26 protein-coding genes and 4 pseudogenes are annotated in these 23,976 nt (G+C 58.9%); 11 read left to right on the top strand and 19 right to left on the bottom strand.

Going from position 1 to position 23,976, the window contains the following annotated elements; translation table 11 throughout:
* Positions 1–25: 25 nt before the first annotated feature.
* The 10 genes from traD to ACZYR5_RS11890 form a co-directional block, all read right to left on the bottom strand.
* Positions 26–2,185, bottom strand: a complete 2,160-nt coding sequence (gene traD, locus ACZYR5_RS11935) for a type IV conjugative transfer system coupling protein TraD (RefSeq protein ID WP_489089712.1) — start codon at positions 2,183–2,185, stop codon at positions 26–28.
* Positions 2,186–2,194: 9 nt separating this feature from the next.
* On the bottom strand, positions 2,195–2,710 hold the full coding sequence (locus ACZYR5_RS11930; protein WP_489089713.1) for an integrating conjugative element protein: 516 nt from the start codon (positions 2,708–2,710) through the stop codon (positions 2,195–2,197).
* A complete protein-coding gene (locus ACZYR5_RS11925; RefSeq protein WP_489089714.1) occupies positions 2,707–3,255 on the bottom strand; it encodes a lysozyme family protein in 549 nt (182 codons plus the stop codon). Before ACZYR5_RS11925 ends, ACZYR5_RS11930 begins: the two co-directional genes overlap by 4 nt.
* On the bottom strand, positions 3,237–3,956 hold the full coding sequence (locus ACZYR5_RS11920) for a TIGR03759 family integrating conjugative element protein (RefSeq protein ID WP_489089715.1): 720 nt from the start codon (positions 3,954–3,956) through the stop codon (positions 3,237–3,239). Before ACZYR5_RS11920 ends, ACZYR5_RS11925 begins: the two co-directional genes overlap by 19 nt.
* Positions 3,957–3,965: 9 nt before the next feature.
* On the bottom strand, positions 3,966–4,637 hold the full coding sequence (locus ACZYR5_RS11915) for a chemotaxis protein (protein ID WP_489089716.1): 672 nt from the start codon (positions 4,635–4,637) through the stop codon (positions 3,966–3,968).
* Positions 4,634–5,176, bottom strand: coding sequence for a PFGI-1 class ICE element type IV pilus protein PilL2 (gene pilL2 / locus ACZYR5_RS11910; protein WP_489089717.1), 543 nt, complete (start codon positions 5,174–5,176; stop codon positions 4,634–4,636). Before pilL2 ends, ACZYR5_RS11915 begins: the two co-directional genes overlap by 4 nt.
* A gap of 105 nt (positions 5,177–5,281) precedes the next feature.
* The gene (locus ACZYR5_RS11905; protein ID WP_489089718.1) at positions 5,282–6,028 is read right to left on the bottom strand and encodes a DUF5983 family protein; all 747 of its coding nucleotides are present in this window, start codon (positions 6,026–6,028) and stop codon (positions 5,282–5,284) included.
* A 52-nt stretch (positions 6,029–6,080) separates the two neighbouring features.
* The gene (radC, locus tag ACZYR5_RS11900) at positions 6,081–6,575 is read right to left on the bottom strand and encodes a RadC family protein (protein WP_489089719.1); all 495 of its coding nucleotides are present in this window, start codon (positions 6,573–6,575) and stop codon (positions 6,081–6,083) included.
* A 100-nt stretch (positions 6,576–6,675) separates the two neighbouring features.
* Entirely contained in the window at positions 6,676–6,933 is a 258-nt protein-coding gene (locus ACZYR5_RS11895; protein ID WP_489089720.1) for a hypothetical protein, read from the bottom strand.
* A gap of 71 nt (positions 6,934–7,004) precedes the next feature.
* A complete protein-coding gene (locus tag ACZYR5_RS11890) occupies positions 7,005–7,586 on the bottom strand; it encodes an STY4534 family ICE replication protein (RefSeq protein ID WP_489089721.1) in 582 nt (193 codons plus the stop codon).
* A 590-nt stretch (positions 7,587–8,176) separates the two neighbouring features.
* On the opposite strand from ACZYR5_RS11890, the gene ACZYR5_RS11885 reads away from it, so the two are divergent.
* Complete coding sequence (locus ACZYR5_RS11885) at positions 8,177–8,410, top strand: hypothetical protein (protein WP_489089722.1); 234 nt, start codon at positions 8,177–8,179, stop codon at positions 8,408–8,410.
* A 201-nt stretch (positions 8,411–8,611) separates the two neighbouring features.
* Here the strand turns inward: ACZYR5_RS11885 and ACZYR5_RS11880 are convergent, their stop codons facing one another.
* Positions 8,612–9,514, bottom strand: coding sequence for a LysR substrate-binding domain-containing protein (locus ACZYR5_RS11880; protein ID WP_489089723.1), 903 nt, complete (start codon positions 9,512–9,514; stop codon positions 8,612–8,614).
* A gap of 158 nt (positions 9,515–9,672) precedes the next feature.
* Here ACZYR5_RS11880 and ACZYR5_RS11875 point away from each other — a divergent pair, with 158 nt between their 5' ends.
* From ACZYR5_RS11875 to ACZYR5_RS11865, 3 genes are read left to right on the top strand one after another with little or no spacing between them, the layout of a single operon-like run.
* On the top strand, positions 9,673–10,233 hold the full coding sequence (locus ACZYR5_RS11875; RefSeq protein WP_489089724.1) for a sugar ABC transporter: 561 nt from the start codon (positions 9,673–9,675) through the stop codon (positions 10,231–10,233).
* On the top strand, positions 10,226–10,552 hold the full coding sequence (locus ACZYR5_RS11870; protein WP_489089725.1) for a hypothetical protein: 327 nt from the start codon (positions 10,226–10,228) through the stop codon (positions 10,550–10,552). The genes ACZYR5_RS11875 and ACZYR5_RS11870 overlap by 8 nt, the downstream gene beginning before the upstream one ends.
* Before the next feature lie 21 nt (positions 10,553–10,573).
* A complete protein-coding gene (locus ACZYR5_RS11865; RefSeq protein ID WP_489089726.1) occupies positions 10,574–11,413 on the top strand; it encodes an MBL fold metallo-hydrolase in 840 nt (279 codons plus the stop codon).
* Positions 11,414–11,458: 45 nt separating this feature from the next.
* Here ACZYR5_RS11865 and ACZYR5_RS11860 read toward each other — a convergent pair.
* Positions 11,459–11,935 (bottom strand): annotated as a pseudogene (locus ACZYR5_RS11860) (LysR substrate-binding domain-containing protein); the annotation flags it as partial.
* Positions 11,936–12,295: 360 nt separating this feature from the next.
* On the opposite strand from ACZYR5_RS11860, the gene ACZYR5_RS11855 reads away from it, so the two are divergent.
* The 3 genes and pseudogenes from ACZYR5_RS11855 (at position 12,296) to ACZYR5_RS11845 (ending at position 13,395) form a co-directional block, all read left to right on the top strand.
* Positions 12,296–12,583 carry a hypothetical protein gene (locus ACZYR5_RS11855; RefSeq protein WP_489089727.1) on the top strand — a complete coding sequence of 96 codons (288 nt, stop codon included), beginning with the start codon at positions 12,296–12,298 and terminating at the stop codon, positions 12,581–12,583.
* Positions 12,584–12,662: 79 nt separating this feature from the next.
* Positions 12,663–12,977, top strand: a pseudogene (locus tag ACZYR5_RS11850) (MFS transporter); the annotation flags it as partial.
* 46 nt (positions 12,978–13,023) lie between these two features.
* On the top strand, positions 13,024–13,395 hold the full coding sequence (locus ACZYR5_RS11845) for a hypothetical protein (protein WP_489089728.1): 372 nt from the start codon (positions 13,024–13,026) through the stop codon (positions 13,393–13,395).
* Positions 13,396–13,515: 120 nt separating this feature from the next.
* On the opposite strand, the pseudogene ACZYR5_RS11840 reads toward ACZYR5_RS11845, so the two are convergent.
* Positions 13,516–14,040 (bottom strand): annotated as a pseudogene (locus ACZYR5_RS11840) (substrate binding domain-containing protein).
* A gap of 526 nt (positions 14,041–14,566) precedes the next feature.
* The gene (locus tag ACZYR5_RS11835) at positions 14,567–15,010 is read right to left on the bottom strand and encodes a tautomerase family protein (RefSeq protein ID WP_489089729.1); all 444 of its coding nucleotides are present in this window, start codon (positions 15,008–15,010) and stop codon (positions 14,567–14,569) included.
* 95 nt (positions 15,011–15,105) lie between these two features.
* On the opposite strand from ACZYR5_RS11835, the gene ACZYR5_RS11830 reads away from it, so the two are divergent.
* From ACZYR5_RS11830 to ACZYR5_RS11820, 3 genes and pseudogenes are all read left to right on the top strand, one after another.
* Positions 15,106–16,068: a GlxA family transcriptional regulator gene (locus tag ACZYR5_RS11830; RefSeq protein WP_489089969.1), complete on the top strand. Its 963-nt coding sequence runs from the start codon at positions 15,106–15,108 to the stop codon at positions 16,066–16,068.
* A 305-nt stretch (positions 16,069–16,373) separates the two neighbouring features.
* A pseudogene (locus ACZYR5_RS11825) lies at positions 16,374–16,795 on the top strand (TraB/TrbI/VirB10 family type IV secretion system protein); the annotation flags it as partial.
* Positions 16,792–16,989, top strand: coding sequence for a DUF2274 domain-containing protein (locus ACZYR5_RS11820; protein WP_489089730.1), 198 nt, complete (start codon positions 16,792–16,794; stop codon positions 16,987–16,989). The pseudogene ACZYR5_RS11825 and the gene ACZYR5_RS11820, both read left to right, overlap by 4 nt.
* A 6-nt stretch (positions 16,990–16,995) precedes the next feature.
* Here the strand turns inward: ACZYR5_RS11820 and ACZYR5_RS11815 are convergent, their stop codons facing one another.
* Entirely contained in the window at positions 16,996–18,168 is a 1,173-nt protein-coding gene (locus ACZYR5_RS11815; protein WP_489089731.1) for a multidrug effflux MFS transporter, read from the bottom strand.
* A 144-nt stretch (positions 18,169–18,312) separates the two neighbouring features.
* Here ACZYR5_RS11815 and ACZYR5_RS11810 point away from each other — a divergent pair, with 144 nt between their 5' ends.
* Positions 18,313–19,182, top strand: a complete 870-nt coding sequence (locus tag ACZYR5_RS11810; protein WP_489089732.1) for a LysR family transcriptional regulator — start codon at positions 18,313–18,315, stop codon at positions 19,180–19,182.
* 790 nt (positions 19,183–19,972) lie between these two features.
* Here the strand turns inward: ACZYR5_RS11810 and ACZYR5_RS11805 are convergent.
* The 4 genes from ACZYR5_RS11805 to ACZYR5_RS11790 form a co-directional block, all read right to left on the bottom strand.
* On the bottom strand, positions 19,973–21,922 hold the full coding sequence (locus ACZYR5_RS11805; protein WP_489089733.1) for a DNA topoisomerase III: 1,950 nt from the start codon (positions 21,920–21,922) through the stop codon (positions 19,973–19,975).
* Positions 21,923–22,144: 222 nt separating this feature from the next.
* Positions 22,145–22,615, bottom strand: coding sequence for a single-stranded DNA-binding protein (locus tag ACZYR5_RS11800; protein WP_489089734.1), 471 nt, complete (start codon positions 22,613–22,615; stop codon positions 22,145–22,147).
* A complete protein-coding gene (locus tag ACZYR5_RS11795; RefSeq protein WP_489089735.1) occupies positions 22,612–23,130 on the bottom strand; it encodes a DUF3158 family protein in 519 nt (172 codons plus the stop codon). The genes ACZYR5_RS11800 and ACZYR5_RS11795 overlap by 4 nt, the downstream gene beginning before the upstream one ends.
* Complete coding sequence (locus ACZYR5_RS11790) at positions 23,127–23,882, bottom strand: PFL_4669 family integrating conjugative element protein (RefSeq protein WP_489089736.1); 756 nt, start codon at positions 23,880–23,882, stop codon at positions 23,127–23,129. The genes ACZYR5_RS11795 and ACZYR5_RS11790 overlap by 4 nt, the downstream gene beginning before the upstream one ends.
* Positions 23,883–23,976: the final 94 nt, after the last annotated feature.

Genomic DNA, 23,976 nt, shown 5'->3' with positions numbered 1-23,976 from the left:
GAGATGCACTGCAGGGCCGACGGCGTCATGGGGCCTCCTGAGCAGGAACACTTGCATCCACCGCTGAAGAAGTGCGTGGAGGCGTAACCCGATCTGGATCGAAGTCGAGCGTTGGGCCGCCGCCACTTGCACTCCACCAGTGACCCGTCTGTTCGTTGTAGCTGGCGCGCATCCGCTGGGTGAGCTCTTGCAGATCCTTGGGCATCGCATCGTCGGGAGAGGGTCTGGGCAGTGGCATACGGACTTTCCAGAGCTGTCCGCCGGCCTGGAAGGAGAACATTTGCCCCTTGGGGAAACTGACGATGTGAGCCGGCTCGATCAGCGGCACACTGGTGCTGCTGACACGGTCCTGCGAGGAGGAGGTGAAGTCTGTATTGGCTTCAGGATCGGAGGTGTCGGTCGCACCCGACACCAGGGTCTTGGTCAGCACGTTAACCTTGGGTAACTGCTGGGTGAGCAGTTCAGCGGTGGCGGTTTCGCGCACGCGGAGCATCTGCAGGGTGTTGAAGTTGCCAATCACCTGGCCAGCTTTGGCGCGGTTGCCGATACGTGCTTCGATATCGCTGAGGGTCTGGGTGTAGGCGGTTACCTGGATACCGGCGCCGCCACCTTTGTTGATCAGGGGGATGAACTCATCGCCCATCAATTCGTTGAACTCATCAGCGTGCAGGTTAATCGGCAGCTTGTCACTGCTGCTGCCTGATGGGGGCAGGCCATGGTCAATGCCATGTTTGTAGATGTGGCCCGCGACCGAGACCAAATCAGCGAACATGGAGTTGCCCACAGCGGCTGCGACTTCGGCGTCGGTCAGCGCATCCAGGCCGACGTAGACGATGCCGCGTTTGCGAATGATCTGCATCCAGTCGAAGATTGGTCGCGGGTCATCTAGGTCGGTGTAGTTGGGGGCCAGCAGTTGGGCGGTCTTGCCGGTGGTGAGTTTCTCCAGCAGCGGCAGCAGCGAAGCAACGATTTTGTCGAAGTAGGTGCGGTCGTAACGTACTGCCGAGCGCAGTCCATCCAGCACCGGATCGAATACCCGTTTCACCGCCAGGTACTGTTCGATGGCCACCACACGCTTTTCGCGTCCCACCATATGCCGGGGAATGTTCTTCTCAGTGAGTTTGCCTTCCAGTTGGACGATCACTTCCCAGGCTTTCGGATCGGTCTTGGCGAAAAACTGCTGAGCGTATTCGATGAACAGCGCGTCGATATTGACCACATGTCGCTGGATCTGCAGGTAGTCCGGACGCCGGCCGAGCTCGATCAGGGCGCGGGCGATGATATTGACGAAGCGCCAGGCGAACTCACGGAAGGCCGCAGAGTTACCTTCACCACTGAGCTGCCCGGCGATGCGTGACGCCACTTCCGAGATACGCCCGAAGCGTCCCACCGCATTGTATCGAGCGGAGATCTCCGGCCAGCCTAGATGGAAAACATAAAACTCCTTATCTCGACCGGCCCGCTTGGCTTCAACGTACATCCGTTTGAGCAAGTCGGCATCGCCCTTCGGATCGAAGACGATAACCACCTCATGTTCGATGCGATGAATGTCCTGGGTGATGTATACCTCGGCAAGTCGTGTCTTGCCGACGCGGGTCGTGCCCAGCACCAGGGTGTGTCCGACCCGTTCGCCCAGCGGTAAACTGACTTCCGTTTCGTTGGGCTCGACCCCATGCAACAGCGGCGAGCCACCTACCGGGGGCAAAGGCCGCAATGGATTGAAGGCACTGTCCCAGGCCGTGACACGGGCCAGTGTCGAGAACGGAAACGGTGCATGTTCCAGGCGACGTTCGAGTCCACGGGCCAGACGGTAGCGGGTCGGTTGGTCGACATACTGAGCAACAGCCGGATCTTGGGCCTCGACCAAGCGCTGGGTGTGCAGGCGGGTCCAGCGAAAGCCGCGCCCCATGAACAAACGCTTACGACTGACCGGAATCTGCCGACTGGTCAGTTCGTAGCGGGGCAGCCGGCGGATATTGCGTCGATAACGCAACACCTCCCAGGCTTGTCGCAGGCGGATCAGGCCGAACAGGGCATAGGCCAGCGCCGCAACCTGCCCGATCTCGGGTGACAGGGCCACGGCCCAGGGCGAGGACATGCACAGCATTGCGGCCGCGATGCAGATCGCTACGGTGTACAGCTCCACCGCTGGCCGGAGCTTGGATTCCATCGCATGCTCGGCCATGACCTGGACTCACTGTTCCAGTGAGGTGGCAGTGATCAAGACGGGGTAGTGCTCGATCTGCAAGCGGGTGGCGATGTCGTTACCGTTGATCGGCAGGATGGTGAGGCCCGGAGCGGCTGTTCGAATCCGCGCCAAAGCTCCGGTATCGGTTACTTCAACCGCTAGACCGGCCGCGCCCATTTCCTGCAGTTCAGTCGCGCGTTGGTGCAACCAAGCCAGTGACTGTGGATCCTCACCGACCAGGAAAAATGGCCGTAAGCCCGGCATGTTCAGGGCGCGAGACGTGATCTGGCCGGGGCTCAAGTGAGAGCTGCGGACGGGCAATATCCAGGCTTCATCGGCAAACGTGGACAGGTCCGCATGCATGGTCCGATCAGGCTGGGTCTTGTTGTTCAATGACGGCCAGGCAACTTGAAAATGGGGTCGGGTGAAGTCGCTTGGCTGATCCCCGGCTACGGTCAGCTCCGGCTGGGCGAAAGGTGCCAAGAGCAGGGTGCAATAACAGACAATGGGGATTCGCTTCATGGTGGTGTGCCCTGTTCAAAGGAAATCAGCAGCTGTTCGAGTCTCTGGGAAAAGCCAGCACGGTAGCGTGCTGCCGGCGCGCCTCCTGCCGGACGGTGATAGCGCCCGGCAGCCATGACCCAATCACCGGTGGCAGCGTGATGCTCCTGCAGAAGTGCGGCGGTCACAGCGAGATTTCGGTAGGGATCAAGGGCTTCGCAAGGGCTGGAAAAACGTTGTCCGTGGTAACCCAGGTTGGTTTGCCCGAGACCGGCATCGACCCGCTTGGCGTCATGTCGGGCGAGAGCCTGAAGCAAGGCGTGACAGGCGGCCTGGCGAGTGGGGAAGCGGTAGGGTGTTCCGGCGATGTTCAGGGTCCAAGGCCAGGGCAGCAGTCGACCACGGACGCGGATACCACTCTCCTGCAGGGCAATCGCGAACAGCACCGTAGAAGGGATGTCGGCGTCATGCGCCGCCAATTGGTAGGCAGGAGGCGGAAGTTCGTCAGCCTGGACGGTGAGCATTGTCAGCATGAGCGCAATACCACTCAGTCGAGGCGTTGCCATTGTCCATTCACCTGTTGAAATGTGGCAGGCAATGGCCCCGGGGCATTCAGGTTGAACCAGCGACCACGGTCATGGTTCAAGGTGATCTGCTGGCGTTGGACCTTGACCGGATCGATGTCCGCTTGCCGAGCCCAGCTACGGACGCGTTCATCCTGGCCTTGGCTGCCCACCAGGTAGATATCGAACGCCGTGTCGCTGCTTTGCAGACGCTGCGCTTCGTCGGTGCACGCCGGGCAGTGGTCCTCCACAAACAGGGCCTGGCGCGGCATGACCGATGAGCTGGCAGGGGGCGGGGACGCCATGCCCTGGATCGGCAGCAGCCCGGGAAACAGCTTGGTCCAGGCCGCGGTGTAAGCGTTTTGGTAAGCCAACTCGCGCTCGGCGCGTTTGGCTTCCAGCGCTACCTGTAATTTGGCATAGCGCTGGCGCTCTTGGTCGGTCTGGGCTTCGACCCCGAGTGCGGTCAACGGATCGAGGTTCGGGCTCCAGAAACCGCGCGGGCCGGCTTGGATCTGTTCGAAGCGCGTCCACTCCTGCTCCGTCAGACCCCAGCTCGCCGCCTGTTCAGAGTCAGAGCGCCCCAGGGGAGCGGACTGCGTGTCCTGGAGCCGTGACTGTGTCGCGACGGGGTTGCCCACCGCAGCGCCCATGGCCAGTAGCGAAGCGACACAGACAACGGTGGGCAGTAGCGCTCTGTTCATCATCACTACTCAAGGGAGGTGCACGGTCTGATCTGGCTGAGCGGCCACCGCGAAGATGGCTGAGTTCGGCTCCAGTATTTTCAGGCGCCAAGCCCCTTGCTGCTCACCGCTATGTAGCAGCCGGACATCCGTGAGCGAGCGACTGTCATGAGGTGCGACCGCCAGAAAGCGCTCACCACCGCGGGACTCGACACTCAATACTGAAAACGGTGGCGAGAGCGGGGTGGGTTTGGGGCGAGCGGTCTTTTTCGGTTTGGTCGCAGAAGACGTCGGCGATGGGGGTGATGGCTGGGTCTTGTGCTCCAGGAGCTGCTGCTCGACCTGTTCAAGGCGTGCGCGCAGCGCTGTCAGGTCTGCCTGGGTGGCGCGGGCTGCGAGACCATCGCGCAGTTCCTGTATCTCTTGCGCCCACTGATCCAACATCGGATCGAGGGTATTGGCCTGTTGCTCACCGGTATCGACCATCTGCTTCAGGTCTTTCAGCGCGTACTGCAGCTTGCCCTGGGCATCCTTGAGTGCGCTTGAATCATGTTGCAGGGTGTCCAGGGTTTGTAGGTGTTGGGTGTTCGTGCTCTGCAGTTCGGCCACGCGTTGATACTGGTTATACAAACCACCGCTCAGGCCGGCGACCGCCAAGCAAAGCAGCCCAATGATGAGGGTTTGAAACGTCGAGGCTCTCATGGGCGTGCCTCCAACAGATGGGGCGAGACGGGTGTGATCAGCGCGCCGCCGGCCTCCGTTTTCTGCTGTTCGAAGCAGACTGAACGGCTGACTTCGTCGGTCATGAGTTGCCAGGCGGGGCCTGCGAGCACTTGGAGCGCGCGGCGCAAAGAGATCGGGCCGAGCCGGTAATGGGCCGCGGGCAGTGGCCGAGTAAACAGCACCCTCACCGACGCGGTAACGGGGCAGAGCGCATAGCCTGAGCGCTGCAATACGTACTGCAACGCCTCCTGCACTGAAGGGTTCAGGCTGGACGGGATGCTCACGTCAATGATTTGGGCAAGAAGATCGCGTTGTTCCGTGGTGGGCTCGGTGCTGACCAGCGTGTAGCGGCCATAACGAAGCTCTGCCGGATGGCTTTCTTCGGCTATGCCCTTCGAGTGCTGGGCCCGATTGGAGCCACTGTCTATCTCTGGATTGGTCGGCCAAGGGGCGGGGATTTGCGCGGTGCAGGCGCTCAACAAACCCAGCAGGCAGACAGGCGTGAAATAACGCTCCATGGAAAAACCTCATGTCAGATTCAGTGCAGAACCTGACATGAGGTGAAGGAACGATTCAGTGAGAAAGTTGATTCAAGGTGGGTCGTGTTAACGCTGAACACGTTGCTATTCATCGAAAATGGCGAGCCCATCCAAGACGGCAGCGTCGGGGTCGAAGATCAACAATCGCACATCCGCCAATGCCGCCAAATACAGTACGTTGACCAAGGCTTCCGGTGTGCCTGCGTCGAGTTGTTCTTGTCTCAAGCTCGAATAACGATTGCCCTCAATGTTCAGCAAGTTCTCGTCCGTCCATGGCGTGCCGATCAGTTTGCAACCGATACCGCAGCAATCTGGCAGGGCAAAGGGTTCGAACAGGAGACCGGTTGGTCTGGAGTCGAAATTGCCAGCCCGGCTTTCCAAGTAGCGCAATGCTTCTTCAGTGAGGTGTGCGGTACTGATCTCCCAGGCTCGACTGTAGTGTCCCGTTTCGAAGCGCAAGCGGTGGACCATGGCCTGGGCTTCTTCTAGGGAGTACAGATCGCCGAGGTGATGCCACTCGTTGAGCATTTCGCCCATCACAGCATAGATCACTTGGCGCACCAGCCCGGTGGACGGGCAGCGTTCATCCAACTCCTCCGGAATGGATTGGCCTTCGCTGTTCAAGGCGAAATCGTCATTGAACAGGCAGGCGAACAGTTGCAGCTCATTGTCGGGCAGATGGGCTTGTGCGTCGTGCACGGGTCGAAAGCAGGGAGGGCAGTCGTTTTCGAAGGTGATCAGTAGCAGCCGTTCGATATGAAGGTTGTCGTAACCGCGAGCAAATGGAGTTGAGGTCGTCAGCAGGGCTGGGGCTTGATGTGTAGGGTTCATGAGGGTTCTCCAGAATGAAAACGAACAAGGCGCCCGAAGACGCCTGTGAGGGTTAAAGACAGCCATGTTCGGCAAGGGAAAGTGGACGACCTTCACCCACGATGAAGTGATCCAGTACGCGCACTTCGATCAAGGCCAAGACCTCTTTCAACCGTGCGGTCAAGACGCGATCCGCCTGGCTGGGTTCCGTACACCCCGAAGGGTGGTTGTGCACAAAAATGGCCGCCGCAGCGTTATGCGCTAGGGAGCGCTTAACGACTTGGCGGGGGTAAACGCTGGCCCCATCAATGCTGCCGTGAAACAGGACTTCGAATGCCAGCACCCGGTGTCTGGCATCGAGAAAGATCACACCAAAGACTTCATGCTCTTGTTGCGCAAGGTGCAGTTTTAGGTATGAGGCCACAGCGTCAGGCGACGTCAGGTTAGGGCCCCGGGCGAACAGCCGACGATCCAGAATATGCAGTGCTTCGTCGATCACCTGGTTTTCTTGGACGATACGATCAGCCTCGAAATCCGAGGTCTCAATCAGTGTGAGTGGGGTGCTCATGGTGGTACCTCCGAAGGGGACAATCAGGGGTACACGCCCGAGAGGAGTGGTGTCCCCAAGGTGGGTGTGGAGTCGCGGGCGTTAGCAGATGGCGCGCTGTTTACAGCCGCGTGAATCGGTGGCGTTGACCGTGTAGGGGCGAACCACAGCCGTTGCAGGGCAATGGGGAAAAAGCTTTTATTCCCCGGCCAGTTTCGGGATCGAAGTCGGCACTGATGGGCATTAACCGAACCAGTTCTCGATGGATGCCGGCGATGCGTTTCTCAATTTCATCCGTCGTGTAATAGAGCGATAACGTGCTGTAGTCCTCGTAAGCAGTAGCGAACAGGCAGTCGTCGCAAAGCCAGAAGGATTCCATGTTGGTTCTCCTGTGCGGATTGAAGATAAGGCGCTCGACGGAGCGCCTTGATGAGGAACATCGTGGACTGTTCAGGCGGACTGAACGGTACGGGTGGCATCACGGCGGGCCGTGCGGGGAGTGGGTGGAGATTCAGGTTCGACCCGAGCCTCTGTTGGGTTTGCGGTCTCCTCAGCTTCGGTATCAGCCGATGAAGGGGATGGCTCACTGTTTGGCGCTTGCTCAGCAGGTGCTGTTACTTCCTGCCTGGCGGGCGCTTTGTATTCGAACGTGCCGTTGACCTTGATCCAGTCAATGAACAGCAAACGACCTTTCAGGCTGGCGCCCGGTTGAACTTGTTTATCACCTTTCTCGTAGAGAAACGGATCGATCCACAGGTCGCCGATACGGAACGACAGCAAGACCTTTTTCTCGGCTTTGACGGCGTCCATATAGAGACGAATCAAGCGTTCAGCTTCACCCCCAGCAACTTTGCAGTCGAAACGGGTGTACTCCACCGCATCGCTGGCACCGTGCAGGGCTGCGATATCGCAAGCCATGAATGGCTGGCCGCGGCGGACTTGTACTTCACGAACACGGTTGAGATAACCGATACCGACGGTGTGCAGATTGAAGTAAGTGGTCGCTTCTTGGGAGTGGTTGGCGTGGGCCATGGTGGTTCTCCTGTTTCAAGGGAAAACGGCGACGCACAGCCCCTGACGGGGAAGTGAGCCTCCGTCAGGGTGGGTAAGGTGAAGGCGAGCGATGAACGACTCGCCACCGGCAAGCCGATGACGATCAGAACGATGCGTCTGGGGAAATAGCGGTGCAGCAGAGGAGCGTCTGCGGTGGTGATTCGCAGGCATGAGGTAGTGGGCATTCATCACCGCTGGAGCGGTAACCGCGCGAGCTTCCGAACGCTGATCGCACTTGGGTAAACCACCACGAATGTGGCGTAACCTTGAAGGTTCTGGCTACCTGGGCTGGGCTGTCAACGACAGCGAACCACGCCCTTTGTATAAGGCTGTCACAGGCGAGCGTCAAGACGCCGCAAGCTGATTTTTATAGCCGGAATACAGTGGCAGTTACTGGCTGAAGAAATTGAAGAGCGGGTCTGGCGGAGTGTCAGGCTAAGAAGAGATTAGCCACCTTTGGCTGTCTGACGTAGTCGGCAAGCTCCTCGCAAAACTTGATTTAGCTGCCCGGTGCTGAACTGGTGCAGGCCGTGGGGCTGGACATGGCCGCATGATGGAAACTCACCCATGTGGGCAATTTTCAGCATTTACCCAAGTTAGCGATTCTGGACGCCTTGGGCGAGCTCGCCCCGGAGGACGTCAGCCGGCTGGCGAAGCTGAAGAAAGCCGACATTACCAGTCAAGCCGAGCGGCTGGTCGAGGGTACGGGCTGGATGCCTGCCATCTTCCGAGTCGGGGAACCGCAGCAGGCCGAGCAGGAAGTAGCGACCGATGCAGTAGTGCCGGAGGATACCGATGACTAGCTGGTCAAGCTACTGCCTGCGTTTCGTGCTTGTGAGGCGCTTGGTGCAGCGTGGTAAGGCGTTGATGGGCGGCGGCTATCGCCAATTGGAGCAGCTTGATGGCCCTGGTGAGGGGCGTTCTGCCTGCGCCCCAAAACGACCCTGAGCGATCGGCCGGCAACTTAGCCCGTCTATCTGATAACAATAGAGAAGGGATATTACCTACGACTCAACCGTCGCTGCTTTCTTCGCTTCGTCTAGTATCCATTGAGCAAACGCTTGTATTGGCTCCCCGCTTAATCCGATCGACTCAGGGAGAACAAGACAGAAGGTTTTGGAGATGGTTGTCCCCTCTGGCCATGGGGCCACTAGTTTTCCTAGCGCAAGTTCGGTTTCAACGTAGAGGCGCGGTACTAGCGCTACACCGAGGCCGGCCAATGCGGCTTCTATCAACATTCCATGGAGATCATAGCGTGCACCGATTGCAGGATTGGTCAATGGGGCTCCCGTCTCCTGGGAGTAGTGTTGCCAAGCCTCAGGGTTCTGTCGTCGGTGCAGGCGCGGTAAGTTGTCCAGTGCGGCTGTCCGTTTGTCTCCTGTCAGAAGTTCAGGACGGCAAACCGGAACCAGCACTTCATGCAACAGACGATGCGTCCGCATGCCCGTCCAGGCTGGATGCTCAAAATGGACGGCAGCATCGAATCCGCTTCCGGCCAGAACGAAGGGTTCCATGCGCTCGGCAAGATGCACCGTGATATTCGGATGCTTTTCCCGGAATCGGGGTAAGCGAGGAATGAGCCATCGCATCGCGAAAGTCGGGATGGTGGCAATGTCTAGACTCGCGCCATCGTTCGGTTGCCCCATCAAGTACTGACTGTCCCGATCCAAGCGGTCAAGCGATTCGCGAACTTGGGCCGCGTAGCGTTCCCCGTTGGGTAGGAGCCGGACACGGTTGCCGACCCGCTCGAACAGCGTCACCCCGAGGAAGGCTTCCAGCCGGCTAATCTGGCGACTGATGGCTCCTTCAGTCAAGGACAGTTCCTCTGCCGCGCGTGCGAAGCTGCCGTGGCGGGCGGCCGCTTCGAATGCTGTCAGTGCCGTGCTACTGGGGATCTTCCTTCGCATGAGCGTTCTCGGTCTGAGGATGGCGATCCAGCTTAGCTTGATCTTTTATCACTGAAGCATACCGAAAAATCGTTTTAGCCGCTGAGATCAAGGTCATACCATGATGGAACATCAATAAAGAGGGCCGGATGCACAAGAAGTCCGGTAGCGAGTAATCCATGATCTATACCGTCGAATGCAGCTTTGCCGACCCCGCCAGCGAAGCAGAATGGAATGATTTCTATAGCCTGGAAAAACTACCCGCGCTAATTTCCGTGAGCGGGTTCCATACCTCGCAGCGCTTCAAGGCGTTGAGCACTGGTTGCCCTGTCTACCTTGCCATGCACTCGATCGACGGTCTGGCCGTGCTTGAGGGCGATGAGTATCGCCAGAAGGGCGGCGGTAACTTCGCACGCTGGCAGCAACACATCACCAATTGGCACCGCAATCTTTACGGCAGCCTTGAGCGTGCGCTTGCCATCGGTGAAGGCGAGCATCTGATCGTGAGCACAGTCGGTCCCGAACCGCTCATCGAGATGGGGCTCACGCCTGAGCAGATGTGGGCCGTCGCATTGGAGAAATGTCCTGAAAACAGGTGGCTGGCGAAGCTGGATAGCGCCATTAGTCTTGGTGTAGATACCCTTCCGAAGAACGTGCATCTCTATGCCCCGATGACCGCGCAATTGACGAGTGGCAGAGGTGCAGAGTCCCAGACGCAGGTGCAGAACCGACATGCCTAATCTGACGATCTTCATCCAGGCGGACGAGATGCCACCCGAAGCAAATCTGGCGGAGCTCACCGAACGATGCACTCGACTTTGCACGGACGTCCTTCAGGCGGCGCTGGACAACGTACATGTCATCTATGTCGCTGCCCACCAGGGGTGTGGGCATCCTGCTTACGCGGAAATCAAATACCGCCTCGAACCGTGCAGAACGCCATCGGTCATGGACGATTTCATGGCGCGACTGGATGAGGCAATAAAACGCCATGCGGGGCTAACGGCGCGCATCCGTTGCTTTGGCTGTCCAGCCGATATCATCTACGCGCGGAACTGATGACGCGCAAGGAGTACCGCAATGAACGACATGAAATTTCCGGGCCAGCAGATCGGCGAGTTTTCTATTATGGCCATCAGTGACGGATACCTTTCCGCAAGTCTAGATCTTCTCTCCAATATCGATCCTACGGAGGCGTCCAAGTTGCAGCAGGACGCAGGTGTGAGCGATCCATTCTCGATCCACATCAACTGTTACCTGGTGCGTGGAATGGGCCGCACGATCCTCATCGATGCGGGGGCTGGTGGTTTCAAGCAGTGGGGCGGCAAGCTAAAGGCGAATCTCGCGCTTGCTGGCGTGCAACCCGCTGACATTGACACCATTCTTCTGACCCATGCACACCCCGACCATGTTGGGGGGCTGCTTGACTCTTCAGGGGAAGCAGCCTTTCCCGATGCAGAGCTAGTCGTCCACCAGCGTGAGGTTTCTTTCTGGGAGGACGATGGCAATCTCAGCCGAGCGAGTGAGCGTGCTCGTGGCAACTTTCTGTTTGCTCGGAAGGTGTTCGATCAGTATCAGGAGAGGGTGCGTACGTTTACTGATAGCGAAGTTCTCCCTGGCATTAATGCCATGCCGCTTCTAGGGCATACCGCAGGGCATTCCGGCTATCGCATCGATTCCAATGATCGTAGTCTGCTAGTTTGGGGGGATATTGTTCATTTCCCCCAGATCCAGATTGCTCGTCCCGACGTATCCATTGCATTTGACCAAGATCCGATTCTCTCCGCCGAAACACGATGCAAACTGCTGGATGTTGTTAGCTCGGACAAAATCCTTATCGCTGGCATGCATCTTGGCGAGCTCGGATTCGGGCACATCAAGCGCAAAGGTAAGCTCTACGAGCTTTTCTATGAAGCTTAGCGACCGGTAGAGATGTCTGGGATCAGCCTGCAGCGGGGAATAAGATCAATGATTCCAAGGTGTTTGCTGCCAGCGATCAAACAAAAAATCGCTGAACGCCATCTGCGGGCACGGGTTCGTGCCGTGCCCGCAGGATGCTGATCTTCGAGGGCGTGGCCTCCCAGTCCGGCAGAACGCGCACCAGCCGCCCTTCGCGCAGATCCTCGTGTATATCCAGGTTTCGCACAGCGAGATACCCATCCCGGCCAGACACCAGGCATGCAGCACGTCGCCGCTGTCGCTGCGCAGCGTGCCGCTCACTGCGACAGGTTTCTCTCGACGGCCCTTGCGCAGCGGCCAGGTGTTTTGCAGTAACCCCGGATAGGCGAACACCAGACAGTTGTGCCGCTCCAGTTCTTCCGGCAGCGCGGGTTGACCAAGTGCTTTCAGGTAGGCGAGAGATGCCGCCAGGATGCGCCAGTTGTCGGCCACGCGCCGTGCCACCAGGCGCGAATCGGCCAGCTCGCTCATGCGGATTGCTAAGTCGAGATCGCCGAGGCCACGAACTTGCTGCCATCGCGGCGTGCATCTAAGAGCGTGGCGATGTGGTCGTGGCGGTGTGCCACGACCCGGCCGGGTTGGTGAACGTCAAGTTTTCGGATGGTCGCTATCTGGTCGCAGGCAAGGAGGTGTCCACCTTCACCAACGACGAAGAGCGCGCGGTTGGTCTCTATGACACCGGTCGTTCTTGCTGGCGGATGCCCTGCAGGAACGCGGAGCCCGGCATGTACCCGCGCTGAATTCTCAGGCGCAGGTGGTGGTGAGCGAACGGCTGGTGATGGGCTAGAACCCTGCCTCGGCCTGCCCCTATTGGCGGCGACATCCGAGAAGCGAGCCTGAACCATGAACCCGCGTATGCCTTTTGTCATCTACATCTTCGTGCTTTGCGACGCGTTCGCTCTGGGCTTCACCGAGTTCGTCACCATGGGCCTGGTGTCCACCATTTCCGCGGATCTGCATGCCAGCATCAGCCAGGACGGCACGGAGGTCACGGTCTATGCGGTGGGCGCGGTGATTGGTGCGCCTGGTCTGACGGCGCTAGTCACGCGCTGGCCGTGCAAGCGGTTGCTGCTGATGGCGATGGGGCTGTTCACGCTGGTCACGCGGTGGTCAGCCTATCCGATGCACTGACGCCCATGTTGGTCGCTCGCTTCGCGTCGGGGCTGGGGCATGGCGTTTTCTTGGCCGTGGCGTCCAGCGTGCCACACCATTGGCGGGTCGGCATCTCGCCGGCGCGGCGGTCGCGATGGCGTTCGGTGGCCTGACCTTAGCTCTAGCGCTGGGCGTGCCGATTGGTACCTACCTGGGCAGCGTGTTGAGCTGGCAGGTCATCTTCATTGCAGTGGCTGCAAGTGGTGGCATCGGGTTTATCGGCCTGCTGGCCCTGATGCCCACGGATCGGGGCGATGCTTCGGTGCGGGCCAACGCGATGGACGGGCTGAAAGCCATATTCAATCCGCGCCTGCTGGCCGGCGCCGGCATCACCGTGCTGGCGTATGCGGGGGCTTTCACACTCTACACCTATATCTCGCCGGTCCTGCTGCGACCGCAAGGGTGCCGATCATGCGGTGATGACCGCCCTGATCGGCTTGGACGTGGTGGTGCTGGCGATCTGGTTCTCGGCCTCATCCCTGCTGCCGATGGTATTGCTGACCGGCCTGCTGGGTGCGCTGACCTATACGGCGATACCTGCCTTGCAGATGTGGGTGATAGGGCTGTCGCATGTCCACGCGCTGCAGGCACCGGCAGTTGCTGCTGGCCTGAACATCGCCGGCTCCAATGGCGGCATCGCGCTGGGTTCGCTGCTGGGCGGCGCCAGCCTGGAGGCGATGGGGCTGACCAGTACGACCTGGTTCGGTGCGGTTGCCGTGGGTCAGAGAATCGTCTGGATGCTCTGGAAAATGCGAGGAAACCACGTTCGACGCAACGAAGTCCCTGGATGAAGGTGTATCTTTGGAGCAACGTCAGCTTCGTTGCTTCGTTGCTTCGTTGCTTCGTTGCTTCGGGCCGTGGGCGAGGAGCTTCACTTCGCTCACGCGGCCGCTTAGTGTTGGTAGAAACCGTCACTGTCCCGGATCCCACGGCGCCTCGCGCCATTGTTCAACCAGGAAATCCACGAAAGCGCCGATGCGGCGTGGTACCGGGTCGCGCTGAACCCATACGGCTTGGATCGGCGTCGCATGTTCCGACCATTCGTGCAGGACGCGCACAAGGGCACCGCTGCGTAGTTCGTCGGCGACATCCCAGGTCTCGCGCAGCAAAACTCCCATCCCGGCAACGCTTCAGACGCGCAGGGCATCGCCGTTGTCGCTGCGCAGATCGCCTACGGCTTCCACCACCTCGGTTCTGCCGCCGCGGACGCTGTGCTTGAGCGTCCAACGGTTCTGTCGCAGGCCTGGATAGGCAAACAGCAGGCATTGGTGCTGATGCAGCTCGCGGGGATGCGAGGGAACGCCCATACCTCGCAGGTAGGTCGGCGCTGCCACCAGAATGCATCGACTGTCGGCCAGCTTGCGGCTGACCAGTCGGGAGTCGGCGAGCTGAACGACGCACACGGTCAGGTCAATTTCACCGTCGTACAGATCCACCCTATGGTCGCTCAACTGCAAATCGAAGCCCCGCCGGGATGACGTGCGCGGAGGGCATCGATGACAGGCGCCAGGTAACGCACTCCCACTCTGCTACGGCCTCGGCCATTATCAAAGTGCGAACCGTTGTTTTGCAGGTGCAGGTGCGGTTGGACACGAATCAGATTTGCCAATTGAAATAGGCGATCAGCTTTACGCACCAAGTGAGCTCAACTCCTTTGCAAGCTCAAGGGGCGCGTTAATGGCGACCCGAACTTGGGGACTATTAAGCAAGTCGCCCCACTACTGCCGATGCCTGAGCCAGGATGTCACAAACACTCGCTTTGCTGTGCACAGCTAGCGAGTCAGCGACCATCTGGCGAGATGAGCGATAACGGCCCCCCCCACACCATTTAAGGCAAGCAAAGTATTGTGTTCCTCGGAGGAACAGGCACCCGTAAATCCGGTTATCTGCCAATGTAACAACCGGGGCTTGCCCGATGGGGAAGGGCATCTCAACAGATGGCTTTATCGCACTAAGATAATCTTAGGGAGCGAGATGTCCATACCCGGCTGCACGGGTGAAGTCGGCCAAATGCCAAATATCACCGTTCGCCCCCCAAGTTCCATCAGCAACATCCTGGATCTGTATTGAACTCAGCAACTGGCGTTGATCATCCGCCATAAAGCTCGATTTTATTGCACCGTGCAACTCACGTACGTAGCGCTGGCGCATCGGGGCATCGAGTACACCGACAGGAACCTTGACAGTCACAATGCACGGCACGAACCGAGCATGGGGATCCATGCCTCCGCACAGCCATTCAACGGCCTGGACTTCATCGATGAGTACCCAGCACAAGACTCGCTGCTGAGGAGCGCTGCCCATCTGTTCATTAATCATCGCCACATCGCTCACGCTTCGAAGCAGTTGTTGGCGCTGAGCTTGGTTGAAAGCGCCGGTAGGTACCTTGATCAAGATGTTTGGCATAGAGAAACCTCGCTGTTAACTGGAGGTGCCATTGGGCCCGTTATCCCTTGATTCGATAAGTGACCGATTCGTCTTCTTTCGGGCATAATCAGACAATGTATGATTTCACTGTTCTGGTCGTTCCCGGGGCGTTCGCCTCGAGCGTCGCAGCCACCCTCGACATACTCGGCACCGCCGCCACACTGGCGCAGCGGCGCGGCCTTGCCGCGCCACGCTGGCGCGTTTGTGGGCCGCAGCCAGGACTGATTACGCTGGGTCAAGGCATGCTGCTGCAGGTTGACGCGCTGGCTACAAACGTCGAGGACAACTCCTGCTGGGTCATACCGGGCCTCGGCATCAGCGACTTCGAGGCGCTGCTGCAGCGTCTTGAAGAAGACTGGGTCCTTCAGACACTGCCAGCGCTGAAGGCACATGTGAATCAAGGCAAGGAGATTGCAGCCTCCTGCTCGGCGGTTTTTCTTCTGCATGCCGCAGGGTTACTGGATGGTCGACAGGTAACGACCTCCTGGTGGCTCGCCCCTTGGCTGTCGAGCATTGCGCCTGACTGTATTGTCGACCCCAACGTAATGGTGCTCTGCGACCCGCCCTTGACGACCGCCGGCGCAGCCTTCGCGCAGACTGACCTGATGCTGCACCTGTTACGCAGGCGCCTATCACCCGAACTCGCCGACTATGTGGGCAAGGCCCTTCTACTCAATGGCCGGCAGTTGCAATCCCCATTCATCACTCCGGCAATCATGGCACAGGGCAATACGCTGGTCGCTAACCTCACCGCCTACATAGAATCACGACTGCCCCATCCGCCCAGTGTCCCGAGTCTTGCGAAGTACGTCGGTATGTCAGAGCGAACGCTGTCCCGGCACCTTCAAAAAGCAACCGGCCTTTCGACCCAGCATTTGATCCAGCGTGTGCAACTGAACAGGGCCCGCGTGCTGCTGGAAACCAGCAGGTACTCCGTTGAATCTATCGCCGAGCAGGTGGGATACCAAGATGCAACGGCCCTGCGGCGACTCATGCGCCGTCTGTTGAATGCCTCCCCAAAACAACTGCGTCAGTAGGCTCTAAAATGGGTGAGAAGGTTCCGGAATAACCAATTTGTTTCGAGCGACCAGGCGCTGCTCGATGACAACATGATTCGCTCCGCCTACCGGATGGAGCAAGCCGACTTTCATCGCGGCCTCAGGTGCTGGCAGAAACTTGGATCATCATTGTCGACAAAGGTGCTTTCGTCTGCGTCGCTGTTCCTGGTTCGATGAGTTTCAGCGGTCAAGGTGGCCCAGTCCTCGCCGTTTTGAAGAATACTGGGGTAACTCTGTGGTGATTTTTTCGCAAATTAAGAAGTGCGACGCTACAGATCAGTCGAAGCCAACCGTTCTATGACACGGACTGCGGGCGCTTTCTGCTGATCCCGCAAAGTTCGCGCATTCTGGGCAACAGCAACAACAGCTAGGTCAACGACGGGTAGAGCCGCGATCAAGTGGTGTGGAGCCGGATCATCCTACCGGACATTTCATCGCTCACGCTCGACAACCTGACCGGCACCGACCCGGTTGGATATGCAGGTCTGGAAGACGACGTGGGGCACCGCTGGGGCCGCATATTCGCCGGGTGCGATAGCGCGCAAAACAGCATTGATCAGGTTGGCCAGGAGATCACCCGCCGCCACATTCATATTAGCCGGCGCTGGCCGAACGGCCGGGCCTGCCGGTTCGTATCATCGCCAACCCGGATCTGGTGCTGCAGCCCTATCAGCCGCTGTTCCTCCACAAGGGAACTTCACGATGAGCACACGCAAACTGCGGCTGGGACCATTGCCCAAGACCGAGACTATCAAGCTAACCTTCGCATGCCCGGCTACTCTGAAAGCCGACCTCAACCGCTATGCCGAGCTGCATGCGCAGACTTACTGCGAAGCGGTCGATGCGGCGACGCTGATTCCGCACATGCTCGGAGATCGAGGATTCAACAGGTGTGCTTGATAGTTCTCAGAGCACGCCTGTCCGGCGCCTCGACCATGGCAGGCAGGTGGACATCGCGATCAGCCCGAGCACTAGCACCGCGCCTCCAAGCACGCCAAGACCGGTGCCGAAGGCCGCGCTGACACCCATTGCCACCAGCGCGGCGCTGCCAATCTGACAGAACCCTACCAGTGCCGATGCGGTAGCCGCGTGCCCATGCTCGCTGGCAATGGCCCCGGACACGGCTAGCGACAACGACGAACCATTGGCGAGACTGACCAGACACATCGGAAGCACCACGGCGGCCGCGCCATGCAGCCCTAGTGCCACCACCGTCAGGAATGCCACCCCGCCAAGCATGAAGCACATGATGCCAGCGGCGAGAATGCGCTCGTAGGGCCAGCGATCAAGCAAGCGCTTGACTAGCAGGTTGGCACCGATGATGCCGGCCGTCAGCGGTAGGTACAGCCAACCGCTTTGCTCCTCACTCAAGCCTTGACGCGCGAAAAGAAACGGCGACTGGGTCAAGTAGACAAACCAGGCGCAATAGATCGCGCAGACCACCAAGGTATAGCGGCGAAAGGTTCGGTCGCGCAGAACATGGATGAGGCCGGAAAAAGGAGAGGCGCGGGTACAAGCAGCGATGGGGAGCGTTTCCGGTAGCAGTGTCATCACCATCAGCAGTGCCACGAGACCGAACGCGGCGACGAACAGGAAGTCAGACCGCCAACCGAACGCCGCAGCCAGGTGCCCACCTATGGCCGGCGCCAGGGCTGGCGACATCGACACCAGCGGGTAGATCACCGTATAGACCTTGGCAGAGGTACGCTTGTCGCAGGTGTCAGCGACCAGTGCACGACCAACGACAAGGCCCGCAGCCGCACCGATTGCTTCCAGCGTGCGACACGCTAGGAACCCGTTGTAGCTGGTGGAGATGGCACAGCCCACCGAGCCGATGATATAGAGGGCGATGCCAGCTAGCAGCACGGGCTTGCGGCCATTGCGATCCGACAGTGGTCCGTAGGCCAACTGGGCAATTGCTAGTGCCAGCAGGTAGAACGAGATGGTCTGTGGCATCTGCCAGTCGGCGACGCCAAACTCCGTGGACATGCTCGGCATGGCGGGCAGATAGACGTCCGACGCGATCAGGCCGAAGGCACTCAGCATGGCGACGGTCAGAATGAACGATAAGCGAGGCATGGCAGTTCCTGGCAGCCAGGCAAGCGAGCTGCGCGTTAAAGGTTCAGTAGGGATGAGCCCATGCTACGGATATTCCTTCCATGTGAAAATGCACAGAACAGCAGCCCATGGCTGCATATTTGCAACATGAGTAATGAGGCAGTGATGAATTGGGACGACGTGCGGATATTTCTGGCAATTCAGCGCGCCGGTACCTTGCGCGGGGCGGCGCAGCAACTTGTCATCGACCAGACCACGGTGAGCCGGCGTCTGACCGGATTGGAGCGGGCGCTGGGCAGTCGGCTGTTCCTGCGCAGCACGGGCGGCTTGGTGCTGACCGACACCGGCCTGGAAGTGCTGCGCATGGGCGAGGACATGGAACGCATGGCCGTCTCCTTCGAGCGCCGCGGCGAAGGTGCCGATGCGCGCGTGGCCGGTGAGGTGCGAGTGACCACCACCGACGCGCTGGCTGTGGACTTCGTGGTTCCAGCCATTGAATACCTGCGCGCCAGCCATCCTGAGGTGCGGGTGATCCTGAGCACTACTACGCGGCTGCTCGATCTGGCGCGGCGGGAGGCAGACATTGCTGTACGTACCCTGCGGCCGGAGCAGCCGGACTTGATCGTTCGCCAACTCAGTTGCTGGGAAGTCGGCCTGTACGCTACCGGAGGCTATCTGGCAAAACATGGCGAACCGCAGCCCGGACAAGGATTTGCGAATCACGATATTGCGCTTTACCAGCAGGGTGTGACCGGCCTGCAGGACGAAACGCTGGTGGGTGAATCCAGGGCACAGGGTCGCGTGGTCGCCGAACTGGATTCGAGCCTGATGCTCGCGACCTTCGTGCGCGTGGGCCTGGCCATAGGCGAGTTACCCGAGTACCTGGCCCGGCGCGATCCCGCGCTGGTGCGGCTATGGCCGGAGCGCAGTCGGGCCAGGCCCTACGAGGCGTGGCTGGTGTTGCACCAAGATTTGGCGCGCACAGCCAGAGTACGTGTCGTCGTGGAGGCAATCACATCGGCTTTCGCCGATTAACGTCAGGCATGGGCACGCCACGTAGTTGCTTTGAGGGGCGACGACCGAGAGGCTACGATGCCTAGACAAACTTGCCATCTGCAGGCAATAGTCCTTGATGCAGTGCGACCTGGCTGTCTTCCGCGATGCTCTTATGTGGCTCCTAGTCCACAAAGCCGCTGCTCCGAAAAGCGGCGAAAATTTGAGTTAACCCCGCGCCGGTATCACTCTCTAGCTTTTCGATAACCCATGAAAAATGTCTTGATGCGAGCCTTTTTTAAGGTCGGAATAGGGTGAAAGTCAGTGGAATAAAGAAAATAAAAAATGAAGAGTGGGCCCGGCGGGGCGCCAGGCGAGGAAGAGAAAAGCCACCTTTGACGGTCTTACGCAATCGACAAACGCCTCGCAACACTTGGTTGATTTGCGCCATGATTCGCCAACCGACCCTTATCGTGGCTTGGGTCGGAATCTGCTGGCACGCATCCGCGCACAAAGGGTGCCCAGTGTTTCCCCGGCGGACTCCGGGACTGAATGCGATCGCCGAAGCGGATGACCACTATTGCCGGGTAGAGGCAACAGTGGTCATCCGCCGCCACGATCAAGTCGAGCACCAAACGGGAGTGGAGTTCCGCAGAAGAGAAGGCTCCGAACTCAATGAGTCCGACCGAGCTACCCGGAGCGAGTCGGTCTTGGGTCGCCATTGGCAATGATCCTGAGGCACTAAAGCAGAGAGGACTGGACGACGTCAAGGCCGCGCGTACACCGTACTCATGATGATCATCCCATGGAGCATCATGTGCGAGGCGTATCCTTAACTAATCGACACAATACCTTTACAGTCGGGGTCTCGGGAGCATGACCAGAACGGCCCTGATTTCCCCTTTCGCCTGCGCATTGAGGCGTTGCAAATGGGGCAGGTCGGGGCGGCTTCGACCGGTATCGCCAAGGTGAGTGCACCACAGTGTTCGACCAATTGCGCAATCCAGTTCGCCTGATTTGCGACGAACGCATCCAGGGTCAGACGTCCCGCTTCGATTTCGTCCAGAGCCTGTTCCCAGATCGCGGTCATACCCGGATCTGCGACTGCTGCCGGTACCGCCTCGATCAGGGTGTGGGCCGCTGCCGAGGCCATTAACGCGCGTTTCTTCTTCAGTAGATAACCGCGATCAATCAAGCCCTTGATGATGCCGGCTCGCGTGGCTTCAGTACCAATACCGGTGGTGTCCCGGAGTTTCTGTTTCAGGCGTGGGTTGTTGACCAGCTTGGCGACGTTTTTCATCGCCTTGATCAGATCACCCTCGGTGAGAGGTTTGGGAGCGGCAGTACGCATCGACTTGAGTTCGACGTCGTCCACTGTGCACTGAGTATCCTGTTGCAAGACGGGTAAGACTTGGGACTTTTGACCGTGCTCATCGTCCTCGGTGTTTTCGGTGAGCAAGCCTTTCCAGCCCTGGACCAGGATCTGTTTGCCAACAGCGGTCAATCGCTCTGCGCCGCATTCCAGTTCGACCTGGGTCCGATCAAACTCATGCTGCGGCAGAAATTGCGCGAGGTAGTGGCTACGAATCTGTTCGTAGACTTGGCGTTCTTGCTCGGACATCCGTACAAGATTTGCCGGCTCGGTGGTGGGGATTATGCCGTGGTGCGCGGTGACCTTGGGATCGTTCCAGGCGCGGGAACGTAATGACTGATCAAGTGTTTCAAATGCGGGCTGTAGTGCGGAATCCGTTTTGAGCAGGGCATCGAATACCGTGGGTACCTCGTCGAACATACTCGCTGGTAAATAGCGGCAACCGCTGCGCGGGTATGTGGTGGCTTTGTGGGTTTCATACAGGGCTTGGGCGATGTTCAGGGTTTCCTGAGCGCCGAGTCCCAGCTTACGTGAGCAGACTTCTTGCAGTGTGCTCAGGTCGAAGGGCAGGGGTGGTGCTTCGCGGAAATGCTCAGTCTGCAGCGAGAGCACTGTGGCGGTCTTACCGCTAGAGATCTCTTTGGCAGCCTGAATGGCCAGCGCCTGTTGCAGGCAACGCCCCGCCTCGTCCCGTCCTGAGCTTGGCGGTAACCACGACGCGATGAATCGCTGGCCCATCGACGATAGGTGCACTTCAACGCTCCAGTAGGGTACCGGGACGAAGCTGGCGATCGCACGATCCCGATCGACCACCAGGCGTAGAGTGGGTGTCTGGACACGTCCAACCGACAACACGCCGTCGTAGCCTGCTCGCCGACCGAGGAGGGTAAACAAACGACTGAGGTTCATGCCGATTAACCAGTCGGCGCGGCTGCGGGCGAGGGCTGAGTGGTAGAGCGGGAAGGTCTCCTGACTAGACTTAAGCGAGGACAGTGCTTGGCGAATCGACGCCTCGTTGAGTGCGGATAGCCAGAGGCGCTGAATTGGGCCTCGATACTTGCAGAGCTCCAGTAACTCGCGGGCAATCATTTCACCTTCGCGATCGGCGTCGGTTGCGATGATGACGGTGGTAGCTTCGCTGAGCAGGTGTTTGATGATTTTGTACTGCGCGACAGTCTTGGGTTTGACCTCAACACGCCACTGCGTGGGAATGATCGGTAGATGATCCAACGACCAGGTTTTGTACTGATCGCCATAGGCCTCAGGTGGGGCTGTCTCTAGCAGGTGTCCGATACACCAGGTGACGGTTATCTCGGGTCCGATCAAGTAACCATTGCCACGTCGGCTGGCTCCGAGAACCTTGGCGATGTCACGACCTTGGGAGGGTTTTTCGCAGAGAAAGAGACGCATAGTACTGCTCCGGGTTGAGTTCGAAGCAGCGTTGTTGGAAACAGCTGTGGCGAGATATGAGAAACCTGAATGGCAGGTTCCTCATATTATTCGGTGAGGGCGGTCTTGAATGGGGGCGAGGCGGCTACCTTGTAGTCGCGTGGACGACAGTGCTTCACGAGCAGCGAGTAATGACAAGCCAGGCACTTCGCGCAAAGGATCAATTTTTATGCCTGATGTCTGTCAGTCCGTAGGTGGTTGCCCACTGCGCTTTCTGGGTTTCGACGCCGGTGAATTGGCCTGTTCTGTACTTTTCCCTACTTGTGTCGCAGATGCCGCGGGTTCACTGGATCGTTCCCGCATAACCACGCTGTGCACCCGGTGAGGCAGAATGCCGACTCGACGGGCCTCGATCTTGAAGGTCACCCGCGCATTATCTTCGCTGTCCTCCCACTCATCGCGTACGGTGCGGCCTTCGACCAGCACACGCATGCCTTTCTGGTACAGCGTGCTCCAGTGTTCAGCCTCGCGGTGCCAAAGCTCGACCGGCGCCCAATAGCCGCCTCGATCCTCATAGATGCCATCGCGTGGCACGGGGTTGTCGAAGTACACATTCAGGCGCAGCAAACGCCGTGGCTCGTCATTGCCTGACGGGAACTCCTGGAACTCTGGCGCACTACCGATGTTGCCTTCGCCGACGAAAAAAGTACTCATAGTGATATCTCCGCTGCCGGTGTGAACTGGCGCAACAGCCGTTCGGCGCTGGCCATTTTGATCGCGCAGGTCGATGCCTGGCGGTAGAGCGAATGCACCACGCTCATCTGCAAGTTCAGTGCAATGCGTTCGCATTCGAAACGGTGCAATCCCTCGCGCACTGCTTGCGGCAGGGTTTTGTTAGAAACCTGGCGCTCCCAGACCGCAACTCCCATACGAGCGAAGTTACGGGTACGCCAACGCATAAAAGTGCTGCCCGAACTGGTGTTCTGCAGCACCAATCGGATATCCAGCAATGAGTAAGGTGGCTTTTCGGTTCGATGTACGACAGCCTCCATCAGATGACATAACTGCGCCTCGATTTCCCTCGCTACCTGCGCCATGTGTTCCAACTCACCCTTACCCTTAAAAGGTTTTAAAAGGCCTTTTAGGGAGGCAGCGTGTTCAAGCTGTCGATAGGCATCCGATGTTAGTGTTTCGAGGGACATTGGTTGAGTCGGGATCAGAGGCTTCATACTTCGTCTTCAGGCTCATCCACTGTCGCAGACGGCTCTACCGCGTCCTCTGCCAACGCGTCAGCGTTATCCACTGCCACAGCACCACGACGAATGATGGGTGGCGCGAACTGGGAGCGGCGATGCCCCTCAAGGATGTCCATAGGGGGTAATCCAAACTTCTCCGTGGCCGCCAGAGCACGAGCGTTGTTCGCCGCCATGTCATCACGAGTGACGCCAGCATGCCGATAGCGCTGCGCCTGACCGAAGAGGCTGCGCAGCAGATGGGCACCGTCGTCTATCCAGGCTTCCATGTCCCTGCGACCTATCAAGGCGGTGTGATGGGCCAACAGGGTGTGGCGCACTAGCGTGTCGTAGTTCGTCAGCAGGTAGACGGCTAGAAATCCTAGTTGGCTGCCGATATATAAGGGCAAGGTGACGGGGTGGATATTGAGGTTATCGCTCATATCGATTTGCGTCGGCAGGTCCTGCCTGATCCGATCCAATTGCTGGGTCAGTTCCAGCATCCCGGTTTTGGCTTGCATCAGTTTTTCTTCGAGCTGCACGATAGCCCAATCGGCATAAGGATCATCCTGGGCTGCGGCTTGTTTGATCAGGTTTGTGACACTGATGTAACCGGCCATGCCCATGATCGAGTGGACGCCTTCACGTGCGGTCCGGCCTTGCCAGATCCGAGCGGCGTGGTGAGTGTGCAGTGTAAGGGTAATGCTGCTGCGCAATGAGCCAAGGTTAAGCTGATAGTGATCGGCCACGGTGTCGTCCTCGCATAGGCTTGGACGGGAACGTTGCGACAGATGAAGGTGAAGGACAGTCAAAAAGCTGAATGCGGACTGTTCGGTTTGGTTC

Source organism: Pseudomonas sp. F007 (assembly GCF_057814275.1).
This window is presented reverse-complemented; position numbering and strand designations above follow the sequence as displayed.